This window comes from Providencia sp. PROV076 (assembly GCF_028483405.1).
Lineage (GTDB): Bacteria > Pseudomonadota > Gammaproteobacteria > Enterobacterales > Enterobacteriaceae > Providencia > Providencia huaxiensis.
On sequence record NZ_JAMPRR010000017.1, the window covers coordinates 165,665 to 183,034 of the forward strand.

The following is a 17,370-nucleotide window of genomic DNA, read 5'->3' on the forward strand; positions in this document are numbered from 1 at the left end:
AATAAAGGTGTCCCTATGTTTACATTAAATCCTCGTGTTGCCTGTTTTAGCCCTGAAATTATCGAAAGTTGCCGTGATGTTTGCCCGTCAACTATCGGACATATGACTGACTTCGGTTTTCTCAAAACATTACGCCCACAAATTGAACAATGCCAATTTATTGGTAATGCTGTAACAGTACGTATTCCACATATGGACTCATCTGCTGTACATAAGGTGTTCGACATCGTGCAAGAAGGCGACGTTGTCTGTATCGATATGTCAGGGGATTATGATCGCGCTTGTTGGGGCGAGATGGTTTCTTATATGGCACGGGCAAAGAAAATTGCCGGCGCGGTTATTGATGGTTGTGTCACCGATATCAAAGCATTACGTGAGATTGGCGTTCCTATTTATGCACGTAAAGTGAGCCCGTTAACAACGCGAATTTTAGGTATTGAAGGCGCAATTAATGTGCCGATTAGTATAGACGGCGTAACGATCCATCCTGGTAATTTAATCATTGCAGATGGCGATGGCATTTTAGTCGCTGCTGAAGTGACTCTGCAAGAGTATCGCCAACGAGCCCTTAATGCTCAACATGCTGAAATTGATGTTAAAAAGCGCATTGATGCTGGTGAAACATTAGCGGCAATTTCAGGTGCTGCGAAATTTTTTGAATAAGGAGACTCTATGAAGATTGCAATTGCTCAGCTAGCCAGTAGTCCAGATAAAGCTCAAAATTTAAAAAAAGCATGCGAAGCTATACAAAAAGCCGCTCAAGGTGGTGCCGACCTCGTCCTATTGCCGGAAATGTTTATGGCTTTTGTTCCAGCGGATAGTGGTATTAGCTATGCTGATGTCGCAGAAGCTGTTGATGGCCCTTTTGTCTCTCAGTTGGCAAAAACTGCTCAACAATGCGGTATTTATGTGACTTGTGGAATTTATGAAAGTGCCCCGAATGAGCCGAAAAGAGCATTCAACACGACAATTATGTTGAACCGCCAAGGTGAGCTTATCTATCACTACCAAAAAACCCACCTATACGATGCCTTTTCATATCAGGAATCCCTTAATATCATTCAAAGTAATAATGAATTAAAACCTGTGGAAACTGAATTTGGCAAAATTGGCGTTTTAGTCTGTTATGAACTGCGTTTCCCTGAAGTTGCTCGAAAACTAACCTTAGCTGGCGCTGACCTTATACTCGTTCCCACAGCATGGGTAAGCGGGCCACTAAAAGAAGAGCATTACCAAACATTAGTTAAAGCACGCGCTTTGGAGAACACGATCCCTGTTTGCGCATGCGACCAAACTGGTAATATTTTTATTGGTCGCAGCCTTGTTTGTGATGCACTTGGCGTAACTATCGCATCTGCTGGCTACGATGAGACACTATTTTTTGCTGAAATATCAACACAGCATACCGCAGAGACACGAGAGAAATTACCTTGTATGCAAAACCGACGTCCTGAGTTGTATTAGTCTAGAAACTGGCAAGGATGCCGGTTTATTCAACAAGTTAAGTTCAATTACCCACCAAAATTTAACAACATCCTAAATAATATAAAACTAGTGTATTACTTGTATACCAATCTATTCCTTTCTATACTCACTAAAATTTCTATTGTTAACACAAGATCCTGATGAAAGATAAACCACTAAGCCAACAAGCCTATACTGCAATTAAACATAAAATTCTCAGTAAGCAATTTGGAGAGGAAAGTTATACCTCTGAAAATAGCTTAGTTGAGGAACTCGGTATGAGTCGTACTCCAATTCGCGAAGCCTTATATCAATTACAGAATGAAGGCTTAGTCAAAATTATCCCTCGTAAAGGTGTTTTTATTCAGAAACTATCGTTAAAAGAGACCAGAGATAATTATGATTTACGCTTAGCAATTGAATCCCATGCAATTAAATTAGTTCGTGAATATTTAACTGATGAACATTTTTCTATCTTAAAGGCTATTATTGAACGGCAAGATGAATTATTGAAGGGAAATGACTATCAAGGTTGGATAAAAGAAGATGAACGATTCCACCGTTTCTTCTTGGAATTACTGGATAACTCGGTTTTCTTAGATTTAGCGGATAATATTCGCCAGCGAGTCTATTTTCAGCCTGACCCTATTTATCGCAATGAATATTATTATGAGTCTACACGCCAACATCAGCAATTAATTGAACAACTCAAAGCAAAAGAATTTACCCTTGCGGAAGAAACGCTAACTGAGCATATTTTGCGCGGCAAACGTAATTATGTTTAGCGTTAAAACCCAAAAAAAGAGAAAACCAAATTGATGGTTTTCCCTTAAATTGAATGTTATTTCTAACGACTTATCTTAGCTAGATTTGGCTTCTTTCAATGCTTCGTCTTTATCGTGGTGATAATGGAACGTAAATTGGAAAATTATTGCTAAGACTACGGTATAAGAAGCAAAAACTAACCAAATCATTTGCCAATCTTTAATACCATCCACCGTATAATAGTCGACAACCAACCCACTAAGTATCGCACCGAAATAGGCACCAACACCGTTAACCATCGTCATAAATAAGCCCTGGGCACTCGCGCGCATACGCGTATCCACTTCTCTTTCAATAAAGATGGAACCTGAAATATTAAAGAAATCAAATGCGCAGCCATAAACAATCATCGACATGATCAAGAACATCAGCCCGATGGCAGACGGGTCACCAAATGCAAAGAAGCCAAATCGTAGTGTCCATGCGAACATGCTTAATAACATGACAGTTTTAATGCCATAGCGTTTCAAGAAAAATGGAATTGCTAAAATAAAACACACTTCTGCCATCTGAGAAATCGATAACAGTATCGATGGATACTGAACCACCAAGCTATCTTGGTATAACGGGTTCAGACCGAAGTCATGCAAGAATGGGTTACCAAACGTATTAGTAATTTGTAAGACTGCGCCAAGTAACATAGCGAATAAGAAAAACACTGCCATAATGGGCTTTTTGAATAACACTAAAGCGTCTAAACCGAGCTTACTGATCCAACTACTTGAAATTGCTTTTTTATTCACATCAATTTTTGGCAAAGTTAATGAATAAAGCGCTAAAAGTAATGAGCTACCACCTGCAATATAAAGTTGCATACTACTTAGCTCAAATTTCAATAAGCTAATACTCCACATTGCAACAATAAAGCCAACCGTACCAAATACCCGGATAGGTGGGAAGTTACTCACTGAGTCGAGCTGATATTGGCTTAATGATGAGTAGCTGATGCTATTTGAAAGTGCAATCGTTGGCATAAAGGCCATTGCATTAATTAACATCACCCAGAACATAACGGTTGAACTCGTGACTGTTGCGGCATAAAACAATGCAGCAGCCCCAATTAAATGGCAAATCATATATAAACGATTTGCTGGAATATATTTATCTGCAATGATTCCGATAAGCCCGGGCATTAGAATGGCAGCAATACCCTTTGAGCTATACACCATACCGACTTCTGCACCTGAAAAACTCAATGTTTTCATCATGTAGGAACCGAGTGTGACTAACCAACTTCCCCAAACAAAATATTGCAGGAAAAGCATGATTTTCAAGCGGGATTTAATGTTCATACAAAGCTCCGTTTGGAGTTATATTTATTTGTTTTTATTTTCAACTCAGCAATGGCAACACCCATGAGGATGACAGCAACACCAACAAACTGAATTAATTCAAGGGGTAACTGCAATACTGTCACGGATAATAAAATCGTGACGGGCAGCTGCATTGAGCTAACAATGGTCGCTAAGCTGGTACCGATCAGCGGGGTTCCTTTAGCAAACATCCACATGCCAAAGAAAGAACCAAAGAAAGCCAGAGGTAATCCATATGAGAAAAATAGAGATTGAAACGTTGATGCACTCAGTAAGAATGTTGGCGGAACGACAATTGATGTCAAAATTGCGCCTCCTGTTACCATGATTGCAGAACGCATCATAGGATCTGTTTTAACCGCTAATGCACCACTGACATAAACACGAATAGCATTTGATAACGCTGCACATAATCCTAATAACACACCAAGCCAGTGAAATACGATCCCAGAACTATTTAACAAACCTGTCGCTAATACTGTTCCGATTAATATCACCACAACAGATACCATGATCATCACGGGAGGTATTTGGCGACTAATAAATGCGTTAATTGCAACCCCCATCCATGTAAATTGCAAAAATAAGACAACACCAAGTGCCGGAGACAAATACTGCAATGATGCATAATACAAAAGCCCGGTTAACCCTGTTGTCGTCCCAGTGAGTAACATTAATAGGCCTTGCCTGCGTGTTGGCCATACTAGGCGCGCTTTTTTTACCAATGCACCCGTAACAACAAAAAACCACAGTAAAATCGCACCTAATACTGTCTGGCTACCGATGACATCATTCAAGGAATACCCTGCACGATAAGCCAACACCACAAGCGTTGAAAGAATGCCATAACTACAAGCGCCTAAAGAAACTAAAATCAGACCTTTAAATTTCATCTCAATATTCACCTTACTTTAGCGTTATGGACATCTTTATATTATTTTGAGAAAAAGAACTTATAAAACTAGAAACGAGCAATCACGCCAGTCACTAGTTTCAAGAAAGTCGCTTTAACTTTTTCTGCTGTTTCAATAACTTCGTCATGGCTAAGTGGCTGCTCTAAAATACCGCAAGCCATATTGGTTAAACAGGAAATACCGACGGTTTTAATTTGTGAATGGTGGGCAACTAGCGCTTCTGGCACAGTAGACATACCGACAGCGTCTGCGCCTAAGGTTCTGATCATACGAATTTCAGCAGGGGTTTCATACGTTGGGCCAGTCCACCATGCATAAATACCTTCACGAACCGAGACACCTTGTTCAGACGCTACATCTTTGATTGTTTGGCGTAATTCTTTGTTATACACCTCACTAACATCTAAGAAACGAACACCTAATTCAGGGTTGTTTGGCCCCATCAATGGATTATTTGCCGTTAAATTAATATGATCGGTAATAATCATCAGGTCACCCGGGTTGAAGTCAGTATTTACTGCACCGCAGGCGTTGGTGATAATCAATTTTTCGACACCCAATGCTTTCATCAAACGCACAGGGAAAGTGACTTGGTCGAGGGAAAAGCCTTCGTAGTAGTGAAAACGGCCTTTCATGGCAACCACATTTTTACCTGCGATAGTGCCGATCACCAATTCATTGGCATGCCCTACGGCTTCAGATTTGGCAAAATGTGGAATTTCACTATAAGGAATATGGACGGCATTTTCTAATGTATCCGCGAACGGGCCTAGTCCTGAGCCTAAAATAATACCCACTGTTGGTTTAATACCTGTGCGAGACTGAATAAAGCTCAAGCTTTCTAGAATATCTTTTGTATGATGCATGGTTGTCTCCAAATTGACATCGGCTAAAAATTGTTAAAATCGATCATAAAGCAATTTAAAAACAGAACAGCGATCTTAATCTCATTTTAAGAAAAAGATTTTAGCTATGATGTGTCACAAGAAGCAGAATCTTATGCGTATATTTGCTAATCTTTAGCGCAAGAATCGGAATGAAAAGGAGTGAGGCGCTTGTTACATACACTATTAAATGAATTTCGCACCTCAAAAAATTCAAAAACACAAAAACTAAAAACTCTTTACCGGTTAATTTTAAACCACGGCCCCATTAGGGCAGAAATGCTGACATCACTTGCCAGCATGAAACCTGCAACTTGCGCTCGGTTACTTGATGAACTGGGAAAAAACCACTTAATTTCGACCTCTGAACTCGGGGAGTCGACAGGAGGTCGTAAACCTATCCTCTACAGCATTAATGCTGCGGATGGTTACCTGATTGGCATTGAAATGAGTGATATATACTCAACGATTGTTTTACAAAACCTAAAGTTAGATATTTTAGGGATAGTAAAAGTGAAATATGAGCACCTAGAAACCGCAGAAAACATGGTGGACCATCTGCTTAATAAATTAGACGTTTTATTAGCTGAACATGGACTTAACGTAAAAAGTTTGTTGGGTATAGGAATCGCCATCGACCATATTTTAGAACGTGATAAACTGCCATATCATCAATATCACTCACGAATAAAAGAACTTCACGACTATATTTCCAATAAAGTCCCTTGTTTTGTATTACTCGGGAGCGGGATTAGTTTTGCCGCTTTTGCTGAGTATCGTTTACGCTATACTTCTGATAGCCAACGGTTTTTATTCACAACCTGTGATACTGATATTCGCAGTTGTACCATCATCAACAACCAATACGCTCCGGCTCCCATTAGTACTGCTCAAGCCTTTGGCCATACGACAATTGATATAAATGGCAAACGCTGCGAATGTGGGTCATTTGGCTGTTTAAAGCAATATAGTTCACTGTCTGCGATTAAGTCACGCGTGATCCAGCAACTTAGATTGGGTAAGAGCTCAATAATCAATGAATTAGTTAATAATGAGTCTGAAATTAGTTACCATACTATTTTCCAAGCACTTACATTGAACGATGCCTTGTGTCTCGAAGCACTTGGCGAAGCGGCCTATTATTATGGTATCGCCATCGCGAATGCTATCTTAACTACCCAAGCAGATGTGGTGGTATGCGGTGGAACTCTAACCCCTAAAAATCACTTTTTTGAGATGACCAAAAAGTCTATTGAGGAAAAACTCTCTATTTTTCCTCATATTAAGACACGTATTTATCCCGCCAATGATTCATACGAAATTGTTGCTCAAGGAGCCGGAGGAATGGTCATGGAGAAATACCTCGCAGATTAAGCCATTCTTTCATTAAAGCGGATAGAGTGTAGAATAAATCAACGAATCTATACTCTATCACTATCAATGAGGGGATCATGTTAGAATTTGAACACATCAGCAACACGACGAAATCACTGGTACTACAGCAACTTGCATCTCAATCCCCTCTGGTTCATTGCATGACAAACGACGTTGTTCAGACCTTCACTGCCAATGTCCTGTTAGCACTCGGCTGCTCCCCAGCCATGGTCATTGAACCTGAAGAAGCGGAGCAGTTTGCCACTATCGCCCATGGCTTACTAATTAATGTCGGCACATTAACCACTGAGCGCCGATATGCGATGAAATGTGCGGTTAACAGTGCGGAGCAGGCGAAAAAACCTTGGGTACTTGACCCTGTTGCCGCAGGTGCACTCAGCTTTCGCACCCATTTTTGCCATGAATTGCTGGCTCTCAAGCCTGCTGCTATTCGCGGTAATGCCTCTGAAATTATGGCATTGGCAGGAAGCAGTGCTGGCGGCAGAGGCGTTGATTCCCTTAACTCCACTGATGACGCCCTTCCCGCAGCACAATTATTAGCGAGACAAGCTAAGACAATTGTTGCGATAAGCGGGGAAGTGGATTACATCACTGATGGAACACGCACCTTCGCGGTTACTGGCGGCCATATTTTAATGACTCGAGTGGTCGGTACGGGATGCGCTCTTTCCGCGGTGGTTGCTGCATGTTGCACTCTACCGGGTGATAGGCTGCAGAATGTTGCCGCGGCTTGCGCTATCATGAAACAAGCCGGAGAAGCCGCAACCCAGCGTTGCCATGGGACGGGCAGTTTTATCCCTGAATTTTTAGATGCGCTTTATCAATAGTTTTGTTGTGATCGATAGTTTTTGCTGTTTCGATAACTTTATTGTAATGAAAACTTGGCATAACACGCTAGAGCCGAGTTTTCTTCCCTCTTACTTTTCTTGACCAATGACGGAAGTTATCTCTGAAACGAATAAATCGATAAGCAAAATTTTTACTATCGGGTTCGATATCGTAAAAACGCTGTAATGCAATTAAATCATTCGCTTTGCAAATAGCAAAATTACCATAGTCTGATAAATCAATAACCTTAAGCCCTTCATTGGTTATAACAAAATTCCCTGCATGGATATCATTAGAAGATAAACCATATCTATGTAATTGGTTTATAATGGCTTTCATCTCTGTATAGTAAGGCTTGATATCATCAATTTCAGATAAAACAGTTCCTTCTACATACTCAGCAATAATCCATGTTTCTACTGACTCACGACCGACCATTTTTTCAGCAACGAAATAGATGTCATTGGTTACCACACAGCCTTTATTTTGAGCAGAGACTAATCGCATTAATAACTGTGAATAAAAAGGGCCTGAAATAATACGCATCAACCGTTTTTCAAAACGCTTATCACGTTCTTTCTCACATTTAATAATAAAATTTTGCCCATTAACTTGAATGCGAGCAACGCTTCTATCAATATTTCCGCTACTTAAATTCTTACCCGTGATCTTCCCATCAATATAATCATTAACAATTTGCCAAAAATCTATCTCACCTTCTTTTTGAAAGGTGATAAAACCGTCTCTTTGTTTTTTTATGATTTTCTGCATAACAAAATAGCCAATTTTTAATCAATTGACGGATGCTAGCAAATGGCAAACAACATTTCTTAGCGATTGTTGCAGAGTAGCGTTTAAAAATAGGTAACTTGTGCACTATGGCACAAAATAGATAAGGTTATTAGGTCTTAATATACAGAGGTAGGTTAGCACGATGCCAACCTACCCCATAAACGCGTTTTAATCGTTACCAAATAAATCGCGGGTATAGACTTTATCGGCTACATCTTCGATCTCAGGTACCATTCTATTTGCTAAGATGATATCGCATTGAGCTTTAAATTCCGCTAAGTCATTGACTACTTTAGAACGGAAAAATTCGGTTTCTTTCATTACGGGTTCATAAACGACAACTTCAATGCCTTTGGCCTTGATGCGTTTCATGATGCCTTGCACTGCAGAGGCGCGGAAGTTGTCTGACCCTGCTTTCATCACTAGGCGATAAACACCGACTTTACACGGTGCTTTAGCAATAATTGCATCGGAAATAAAGTCTTTGCGGGTACGGTTCGATTCCACAATGGCGTTAATCAAGTTATTCGGCACATCATCGTAGTTTGCCAGCAACTGTTTGGTATCTTTCGGTAAACAATAACCACCGTAACCGAATGAGGGGTTGTTATAATGGCTGCCAATACGTGGGTCTAAAGAGACCCCTTCAATAATTTGGCGTGCATTTAAACCGCGGCTTTCTGCATAGGTGTCGAGCTCATTAAAGTACGCCACACGCATCGCTAAGTAAGTGTTGGCAAACAGTTTTATCGCTTCGGCTTCGGTGCCATCGGTAAATAACACGGGAACGTCTTTTTTAATCGCACCTTCCAGCAGCAAATCTGCAAAAATTTTCGCGCGCTCTGAACGCTCTCCCACCACAATACGGGAAGGATGTAAGTTATCCCACAAGGCACGGCCTTCACGTAAAAACTCAGGAGAGAAAATTACGTTGGTATAGCCAAATTCTTCACGTAACCGTGCAGTAAAGCCCACAGGGATAGTGGATTTTACGATAATCGTCGCTTCAGGGTTGATTGTATTCACATCATGAATAACAGACTCAACCGATTGAGTATTAAAGTAATTGGTTTTTGGGTCATAGTCGGTTGGTGTCGCCACAATCACATATTGAGCCCCTGTATAGGCCTCAGTTTTATCTTCTGTTGCGCGAAAATTGAGGGTCTTTTCCGTTAAAAACTGCTCAATTTCAGCATCAACAATGGGTGATTGATGGTTATTTAACATCGCCACTTTTTCAGGGATGATGTCCACCGCAACCACTTCGTGGTGTTGTGACAGCAACATGGCGTTAGATAGGCCAACGTAGCCGGTTCCTGCGATTGCTATTTTCAAACTTGCCTCTCAAATCCTGCTAAAGATGTTACAGCTTATTGATATTATTGATGATAATAAGAACGGTACCAATCAACAAATGCCTGAACACCCTGTTCAATAGAAACTTGTGGGCGATAACCTGTCACATTAAACAAGTCTTCCGTATCTGCCCAAGTGGTGTACACATCACCCGCTTGCATCGGTAAAAAGTTTTTAATCGCTTCTTTACCCAGTGCCTTTTCCAATGCAGAAATAAATTCAATCAACTTAACGGGCTGCCCATTACCAATATTATAGATTCGATATGGCGCGCTGCTTTCTGCCGGTGATGCCGAATGATTATTCGGGTTTGCTTGTGGAATTATATCTGAAATACGGATCACACCTTCGACAATATCATCAACAAAAGTGAAATCACGACTGAGATTGCCGTTATTATAGACATCAATAGGCTCGCCCGCCAAAATAGCTTTGGTGAATTTAAATAGAGCCATATCTGGGCGGCCCCAAGGGCCATACACTGTAAAAAAGCGCAGTCCTGTGGTCGGTAGCTGGTATAAATGTGAATAGGAGTGCGCCATTAATTCATTGGCTTTCTTTGTCGCCGCATAGAGGGAAATCGGGTGATCAGTTGCCATGTCAGTGGTAAATGGCGTCTTATCAGTTACGCCGTACACCGAACTTGAAGAGGCGTAGACCAAATGTTTTACTTTTGCTTGGCGACAGCCTTCTAGAATAGCGAGGTGGCCGGTCAAATTACTATCTGCATAAGCAAATGGGTTTTCCAATGAGTAACGGACTCCCGCTTGTGCCGCTAGGTGAATGACTCGGTCAAATTGCTCTTGGGTACATAATACCCGAACAGTTTCACGATCAGTAAGGTCAAGATGAATAAAGCGAAATAAAGGAAACTGTTCCAGTAAATGTAAGCGGGATTGCTTAAGCCCCTGATCATAATACGCATTTAAGTTATCGATTCCGACAACCTCATGCCCATTCTCTAATAAACGTTGGCAAAGCTTAAAACCAATAAAACCTGCACTTCCCGTGACCAAATATTTCATATTCATTGTCTTCTAGCGTTAAACTATTCTAAAGCTCTAAATGAGCACCTAATTTCACAGAAAAATTAACTAAAATTAAGACAAAAAAAACAACGAATGGTTTTATTATTAAAACTAGAAAGCGTAAAAAAATAATAGTTTTTAAGAAAATATTAAGATTTAAGGTAGGGAATAGCAAAAAAGAGGGGATCAGCCGTAAATATCATAAATATCTACGGCTGATAATAACATTTTACTGAATATCACCTTTATTCGCATTGGCTGCGTCTAAAGTTCCATAAACATAGTTGCGGTAGCTATCAAGTAGCTTTTGATCTTCACAATCATTCAACTTGCCGTCACATAAGTGACGCATTTTGATGTTGGCCTCATAAAATGGAGAGATTTTTAGATTTGCCCTTTCTAATAAAATTCCGCCTAAGAAGGAAATATCCGTTAACTGGCCCGTTTTTATCGCAGCCCCTGATTTCAAATTATCTCGCAAAGTAAATTGTGTTAGATAAGCAGGTGATGAAAATGAAGAATTATACTGATTTAAACTAATGCCTGGCTGATGGTCACCAAAGTATAAAAACATCAACGGGCGCTCACGTTTTTCAATAAATTCAGCAAAATCACGTATTGATGTATCTGAGGTTACGATTTTGTCCATATAATGGCTAAATTCGCCTGCAGCATCGGGGTTTTTAATTTTGTCTTTTATGCCATAGTCATCACTGTGACTCTCTTTGTAAGGGCCATGCTCATACATTGTAAGAGAGAAAATAAATACGGGTTTATCTGTTTCTTTAGATAAGATTTCTTTCACGTATTTCAGCATGTCATCGGTGCTGATCGTCCATAAGTTATCTTGTAGTTTACCTGGATAGCCGAGTTCTTGTGGTTGAATAATTCTATCAACCCCAAGCGTTTCATAAGCATGGCCTGAGTGGTAAGCACCTTTATTAAAGGGGGTAAGTACCACTGTATAATAGCCATTAGCCTTCATTTCTTTGAATAGGCTATTTTTAAGGTGGTCAACGATAAAATAAAATACACCACTTTTTTGCGCACCGAAATCATCGCTATTTAAGCCAGTTAGCGCTGAGAATTCAGATAACCAAGTCCCACCGCCAAAAGTTTGCACCCGCATCTGACTATGCGCACTCACGCCACTATCTTGCTGGAACATGAATAAATCAGGAAGCTTGGTTCCTTCAGGTAAATCATAAACATGTGGGTCAACGGTAGATTCTTGCAATAATAAAACAATGTCTGGTTTTTCTGATACCGCATTATTTTCTAAGGAAACTGCCGCTGCTTTTTCCACAAAATAATCGGCTGAACCTGCAAACTCAGGGGATTGGTAACTCGCATTCTGTGCCGACATAATAATATTGGTCACTGTCCCACGGCCTTTTGGCAACGTCTGAGACCATCTGTCATAATAATGTGAGCTTGTTAAGTTAATACCGAAGTAACCTGCAACAATAAGAACAACACCAATGACGCGAGTAATTTTTGATTGACTCGGTTTGAGCAACCGCCAGCTAATAACCCCATTAATGACTAATAATATAAGCAACCCAACCAAGGCGACACCCGCTAACCAATAGTGGCCTAAAGTCCCCATATTGGAAGTGTCCGTCATGATGTTGATATCACTAAAGAAGAGTTGTTCTTTGTAATAATGAACTTTTAACTGATTCAGGAATTTTATGGTGATAAATAATGTACTGGTGATCACCGCAGAAAATAACCAGCGAGCTGTTAACACCATTAAAATACCGAATAAAACGGCATATACACTGACCGATATGAGTGCAGGATACATTACGCTGCCTTTTTCAAAAACTAAGAAAAGGGAGCCAATAAAGATCAATGCCAGATAAAAGCCTGCAAATAACGTTTTCTTCATCAGTTTTACCACAAGTTTAATATTGGAGGTTGCTATGAGGCACTACTATAACGGATCCAAACACTCAATTTATTCAACGAAAATACCTTTGTCTCGTAAATGGTGCCCATCGCCTTTACGACGAGTAAAACCGCTTTTATCAAAAAACTCAAGAATTTGAATGGCGAGTTTCCGGCCAATCCCTAGTTCGTTACGAAAATCAGCGGCAAAAATGACCTCATTTTCTAAGCAATAACGATGAATCAGTGAAGCAAAATAGTTAATTTGCTCATGGCTATAATAGCGGTCACGAACTATCGCTGTAATTAATCCCATTTGCGCCGCCTTTTTTAGAACTCGACGTATCGTATCTTCTTCATGGCCACTTTCTAATGCTAAATCACGAACCCACCACGCCTCATTACGTGAAAATAATGGGTGTATTTGCTGCCAAATTAACTGCTGTTGCGCATCAAATACCAGCCCATGTTGAGGCATATGTAACCAACCTCGAGTTTGCTTAATAACGTTTTCATCAATTAGGTCATTAATGAATTTAAATGTTAACGCCTCACTCATTGAAGGCAAAGCCATACGTTTCAAACGTGCTTTGCCCACACCGATTTGGTCACTGTGTATTTCATTAAATTGTTCAAGTGCTTGAACGATACGGTCTTTCGCTATTTGCGCTTTAAATGTGGATAAAACATAGTTGCCCACACGCGCCACATCCATTTGTGCCAATAAATTATCTAATGCATCATGGGTGAGTTGCCGCGCCCAACTGTAATCCCGTAAATTAAGTTCACCTTGGGGAAGCTGTAACTTAAAGTGAGCCAGTTCGTCTTGTTCTCGGCAAAGCCTAGATAACCAATCCAAAAACTCTGGGAGCCTTTTACCTCGGCGTGGGGAAACCAAACGTATCACGCGAGCCCCACCTAACGTTTGCCGAGCACTAATATCACGGATGATTAACCGGTCATTCTCTACTAACCATAATGGGGTATCTAAAATTAACTCAGCAAGCACGGGGGTTTCCCCTTGCTCCACTAATAATGACACTCGCCCAGTGATATGACTTGCACCATGATATAGATGCACAGGCTGCCAGTGCTTAATTAATGTATCGCATTCCAATTCGACAATAACCCGTGTTGCAATAAACGCAGGTTGCTCTGCAAGTAACCAATCACCTCGGGTAATATTTTCTTTATCAATGTCGCCCGCCAAGTTTAAGGCTACGCGATCACCTGCAACAGCGAATTCAGATATTTGGTTTTGCCGATGAATACCTCTGACACGAACTTGCTTATCCGCTCCAGTCACCCAAAGTGACTCGCCAACCTGAATTTTTCCCGCTAACGCGGTGCCAGTCACCACAACCCCTGCGCCTTTTACCAAAAACACGCGGTCAATGGCTAAACGAAAACGACGTTGGATATTGGGATGTGAACCACTTTGCTGATGAAGCTGTTGTAGGTATAACCGCAGCGCATCAATACCACGGCCATCTTCGATAGAAGTAATAAATAATTTTGCGTCAGGCCAACCTTGCTGAGACAGCTCTGAGGTGACTTGCTCAGTCACTTGTTCAATTCGCAGATGATCGACTCTGTCCGCCTTCGTCAATATGACACTGACATTTTCACAACCCGCTAGCCTTAAAATAGAAAGGTGTTCAAGGGTTTGCGCCATTATTCCATCATCACAGGCAACAACCAAAAGTGCATGGTTTATGCCACCAATCCCAGCCAACATATTGGCTAAAAACTTTTCGTGTCCTGGAACGTCGATAAAACCAATAGAGCTTCCATCTGGCTGTGGCCAGTAGGCATACCCTAGGTCAATGGTCATACCGCGCTTTTTTTCCTCAGGAAGGTGCGCGGTATTTACGCCAGTAATGGCTTGAATTAAAGAAGTTTTACCATGGTCAACATGGCCAGCTGTCGCAAAAATCATGAAAGTAAGGCCTGTAATAATGCGTGTTCATCATCAAGACAGCGCAGGTCAAGCCACAATTTACCTTCTTTCATACGCCCAATCACAGGTTGAGGTAACTGGCGCCACTGCGTAGCGAGTTGCTCTAATGTGCTACCTTTTCCATTTAGCGGTGTAAATGTTACCGCAAAGCTAGGAAGCCGGTCGATGGGAAGTGAGCCGCTCCCTATTTGTGAGAGGCAAGGCTCCACTTCAACAATAAATTTATCACCGTAAAAGGCTTGTAGAGCAACAACAATGCTTTCTGCACTACCACGGATCGTCTCCGGGTCTCGGGTCAACCAACGCAATGTGGGTAAATCTGTTGTGAGTTTCTCGGGAGTTAGATACAGCTTTAGTGTCGCTTCAAGCGCAGCTAAAACCATTTTATCAACCCGTAAAGCACGTTTTAATGGATGTTTTTGAATTGCATCAATCCATTTTTTCTTCCCTAAAATGATCCCTGCTTGTGGGCCACCAAGAAGTTTATCTCCAGAAATTGAAACTAAATCAATTCCTTGAGAAAGGTAATTTTGTGGCATCGGTTCTGCGGGTAGTCCATAAGCCGTCATATCAATCATCGAGCCACTACCTAAATCAATTGCTGTAGGTAATTGGTACTTTCGACCTAACTCTGCGAGTTCTTCACCTTCAACTTCAGCCGTAAATCCTTCAATGCTGTAATTGCTGGTATGCACTTTCATTAATAGTGCAGTTTGATCATTAATCGCATTCTCATAGTCACGTAAGTGAGTCCGATTCGTTGTCCCCACTTCAACTAATTGGCAGCCAGCCTGCGCCATCACGTCAGGCACACGGAAAGCCCCACCAATCTCAACTAATTCACCACGAGAAACAATAACTTGTCGACCATTTGCAACCGTTGCTAGCAATAATAAAACGGCTGCCGCATTATTATTAACAATACAGGCATCTTCGGCGCCAGTGAGCTCACACAGCAAATCAGCAATCGCACGGTCACGATGCCCACGCATCGCACCATCTAGAGAATATTCTAATGTGACAGGCGAACTCATCACTTGGCTAACTGCATTTACCGCTGTGGTTGACATTACCGCACGACCTAAATTGGTATGTAGCACCGTACCGGTCAAGTTAAACACGTTTTTTAGCGCGCTTTGCCCTAAAGCTTGATGGCGTTGAGCTAACTCTTTTACCCAATCTTCCTGCCAAGCAGGTAATTTCCCTGCCTGTGCAATACAGGTTCGAGCTTGCTCTTGCATCTCACGTAAACATGCAGTGACCCAATGAGCCCCTGATTGTTCAACCAATATCTGCACTTCATCGAGCTGCAATAATTTATCAATAGCAGGAAGTTGACGATATAAAGCCAAGTCTGATTCAGCCATAGTCACAATTCTCTTTTACCGCTTATTTTTCACCAGGGAACAAGAACGGATTAATACTACTACGCGCAAAGCCTTCTTCTTCCATGCGAGCATCTAAAATAATTGATGCTAAATCATCAGCAACAGCTTCAACTTTGGCTTCTTTTTCTTGATAAAGAATTTTCAGATAGCTACCACAATCACCACAGCTTTCAGCTTTAACTGCTGCATTTTCATCATCTAATGACCAATAATTTAATTTACCTGTTTGCTCACAGTTACTGCATTTTACGCGCACCATATGCCATTCGGTTTCACATAAATTACAGTGTAAATAACGTAAACCTTGTGAGGTGCCAATTTGCACAATACTCGACACTGGCATGCTATTACATACAGGGCAGAAATGACGATGATCGCCATGTTCCGCACGTGCCTTACCAGGGATATTTGCAGCCATTTGCGCCCAATACACCGATAATGCAGCCCAAATAAACATCGATTTATCCGCAGGCACTTTTTCAAACTCTTCATTTAGCAACGCAGTTGCCATGGCTTCAAGTTCGGTTTCAGAGGCTTTATTCAGGTTTTCTAATGCAGGACGTACAGACTCAGGCACAACTGGCATTAATTCGGCAATAATTGCCGTCAATAGTTTGTGCCAATGCGTTGTACGCGGAAATGTTTTTGCATCTAATGGCGAATTATTGGTATTTGTTGAGCGCTCAAGGATAGATGCCATATCCATTTCTAATGGATTATCATGCTGCGCATTATTTTGGGCAGTTGCCACTTCAGCAGCAAAATTCAGATAATCTGCAAAAGGATGTTCTCCCGCACCAAGTTCTTTGAGCCGCTCAGCACGGCGCTGATATAAGCTTTTTAAGTTAGGAAACAGAACTGGTGGAATAAAACCAATTCCCTTTTCTTTCAATCTTTCTTGTCCTAACTCTTCTTTAGGAACGATACGAATACCCATTGCGTTCTCTCTTTTCTATTTTTTTATAACGACAATTCCCGAGAAAAGGCTATTTATTTTCTCGAAAGCGTTTTTGCTCATCATATTTATATCCGCGAAAGCGGTTCTCTAACGTTCAGGATAAAACAAAAGTCACCTTGAGGCTACTCTAGCCCCTGAATTATCCATTCCATTAACCCGTAGTAGATCAAGGTAAATGTAAATCAGGATGATGATTGTTTTATTTGATATAAATAAATTGTTATCACTAGGATAAAAATAGTGAAGTTGACGTTTGAAGTGATTATGACTGCAAGCTTATGATGCAAACAGCCTTTTATTTACAACAGGAATGGGTATTGCCCCCTTATCTCAAAGTGTTTTTTATTGTCATTGTTCAATAAGAAAGAAATA

At 40.9% G+C, this 17,370-nt stretch carries 15 protein-coding genes; 5 read left to right on the plus strand and 10 right to left on the minus strand.

Translation table 11 applies throughout. The features are described 5' to 3' along the window. Nucleotides 1-15 precede the first annotated feature (15 nt). The 3 genes from PSF67_RS12075 (at nucleotide 16) to PSF67_RS12085 (ending at nucleotide 2,249) form a co-directional block, all read left to right on the plus strand. The gene (locus tag PSF67_RS12075; protein ID WP_272676994.1) at nucleotides 16-663 is read left to right on the plus strand and encodes an RraA family protein; all 648 of its coding nucleotides are present in this window, start codon (nucleotides 16-18) and stop codon (nucleotides 661-663) included. 9 nt (nucleotides 664-672) lie between these two features. Beyond that, a complete protein-coding gene (locus PSF67_RS12080; protein WP_181489989.1) occupies nucleotides 673-1,464 on the plus strand; it encodes a carbon-nitrogen hydrolase family protein in 792 nt (263 codons plus the stop codon). A gap of 161 nt (nucleotides 1,465-1,625) precedes the next feature. Continuing rightward, nucleotides 1,626-2,249, plus strand: coding sequence for a GntR family transcriptional regulator (locus PSF67_RS12085; RefSeq protein WP_102140566.1), 624 nt, complete (start codon nucleotides 1,626-1,628; stop codon nucleotides 2,247-2,249). A 75-nt stretch (nucleotides 2,250-2,324) separates the two neighbouring features. On the opposite strand, the gene PSF67_RS12090 is transcribed toward PSF67_RS12085, so the two are convergent. From PSF67_RS12090 to PSF67_RS12100, 3 genes are all read right to left on the minus strand, one after another. After that, complete coding sequence (locus tag PSF67_RS12090) at nucleotides 2,325-3,581, minus strand: nucleoside permease (protein ID WP_272676995.1); 1,257 nt, start codon at nucleotides 3,579-3,581, stop codon at nucleotides 2,325-2,327. Beyond that, on the minus strand, nucleotides 3,578-4,495 hold the full coding sequence (locus PSF67_RS12095; protein WP_272676996.1) for a DMT family transporter: 918 nt from the start codon (nucleotides 4,493-4,495) through the stop codon (nucleotides 3,578-3,580). Before PSF67_RS12095 ends, PSF67_RS12090 begins: the two co-directional genes overlap by 4 nt. 68 nt (nucleotides 4,496-4,563) lie before the next feature. Then, complete coding sequence (locus tag PSF67_RS12100) at nucleotides 4,564-5,382, minus strand: purine-nucleoside phosphorylase (protein ID WP_272676997.1); 819 nt, start codon at nucleotides 5,380-5,382, stop codon at nucleotides 4,564-4,566. Nucleotides 5,383-5,679: 297 nt separating this feature from the next. Here PSF67_RS12100 and PSF67_RS12105 point away from each other — a divergent pair, with 297 nt between their 5' ends. Together PSF67_RS12105 and thiM are read left to right on the plus strand one after the other, a co-directional pair. After that, nucleotides 5,680-6,774 carry an ROK family protein gene (locus tag PSF67_RS12105; protein WP_272676998.1) on the plus strand — a complete coding sequence of 365 codons (1,095 nt, stop codon included), beginning with the start codon at nucleotides 5,680-5,682 and terminating at the stop codon, nucleotides 6,772-6,774. Between the two features lie 77 nt (nucleotides 6,775-6,851). Further along, nucleotides 6,852-7,622 carry a hydroxyethylthiazole kinase gene (gene thiM / locus PSF67_RS12110; RefSeq protein ID WP_272676999.1) on the plus strand — a complete coding sequence of 257 codons (771 nt, stop codon included), beginning with the start codon at nucleotides 6,852-6,854 and terminating at the stop codon, nucleotides 7,620-7,622. Between the two features lie 67 nt (nucleotides 7,623-7,689). On the opposite strand, the gene PSF67_RS12115 is transcribed toward thiM, so the two are convergent. The 7 genes from PSF67_RS12115 to fdhE form a co-directional block, all read right to left on the minus strand. Next, nucleotides 7,690-8,394: a lipopolysaccharide core heptose(II) kinase RfaY gene (locus PSF67_RS12115; protein WP_102140572.1), complete on the minus strand. Its 705-nt coding sequence runs from the start codon at nucleotides 8,392-8,394 to the stop codon at nucleotides 7,690-7,692. A 189-nt stretch (nucleotides 8,395-8,583) separates the two neighbouring features. Beyond that, nucleotides 8,584-9,750, minus strand: coding sequence for a nucleotide sugar dehydrogenase (locus tag PSF67_RS12120; protein WP_272677000.1), 1,167 nt, complete (start codon nucleotides 9,748-9,750; stop codon nucleotides 8,584-8,586). A 44-nt stretch (nucleotides 9,751-9,794) separates the two neighbouring features. Beyond that, nucleotides 9,795-10,796: an NAD-dependent epimerase gene (locus PSF67_RS12125; RefSeq protein WP_102140576.1), complete on the minus strand. Its 1,002-nt coding sequence runs from the start codon at nucleotides 10,794-10,796 to the stop codon at nucleotides 9,795-9,797. A gap of 232 nt (nucleotides 10,797-11,028) precedes the next feature. Beyond that, complete coding sequence (locus PSF67_RS12130; RefSeq protein WP_166267162.1) at nucleotides 11,029-12,693, minus strand: LTA synthase family protein; 1,665 nt, start codon at nucleotides 12,691-12,693, stop codon at nucleotides 11,029-11,031. 69 nt (nucleotides 12,694-12,762) lie between these two features. Further along, nucleotides 12,763-14,631 carry a selenocysteine-specific translation elongation factor gene (gene selB / locus PSF67_RS12135; protein WP_195697949.1) on the minus strand — a complete coding sequence of 623 codons (1,869 nt, stop codon included), beginning with the start codon at nucleotides 14,629-14,631 and terminating at the stop codon, nucleotides 12,763-12,765. After that, the gene (selA, locus tag PSF67_RS12140; RefSeq protein ID WP_102140029.1) at nucleotides 14,628-16,019 is read right to left on the minus strand and encodes an L-seryl-tRNA(Sec) selenium transferase; all 1,392 of its coding nucleotides are present in this window, start codon (nucleotides 16,017-16,019) and stop codon (nucleotides 14,628-14,630) included. Before selA ends, selB begins: the two co-directional genes overlap by 4 nt. Nucleotides 16,020-16,041: 22 nt before the next feature. After that, nucleotides 16,042-16,977: a formate dehydrogenase accessory protein FdhE gene (gene fdhE / locus PSF67_RS12145; RefSeq protein ID WP_166267166.1), complete on the minus strand. Its 936-nt coding sequence runs from the start codon at nucleotides 16,975-16,977 to the stop codon at nucleotides 16,042-16,044. Nucleotides 16,978-17,370 lie beyond the last annotated feature (393 nt).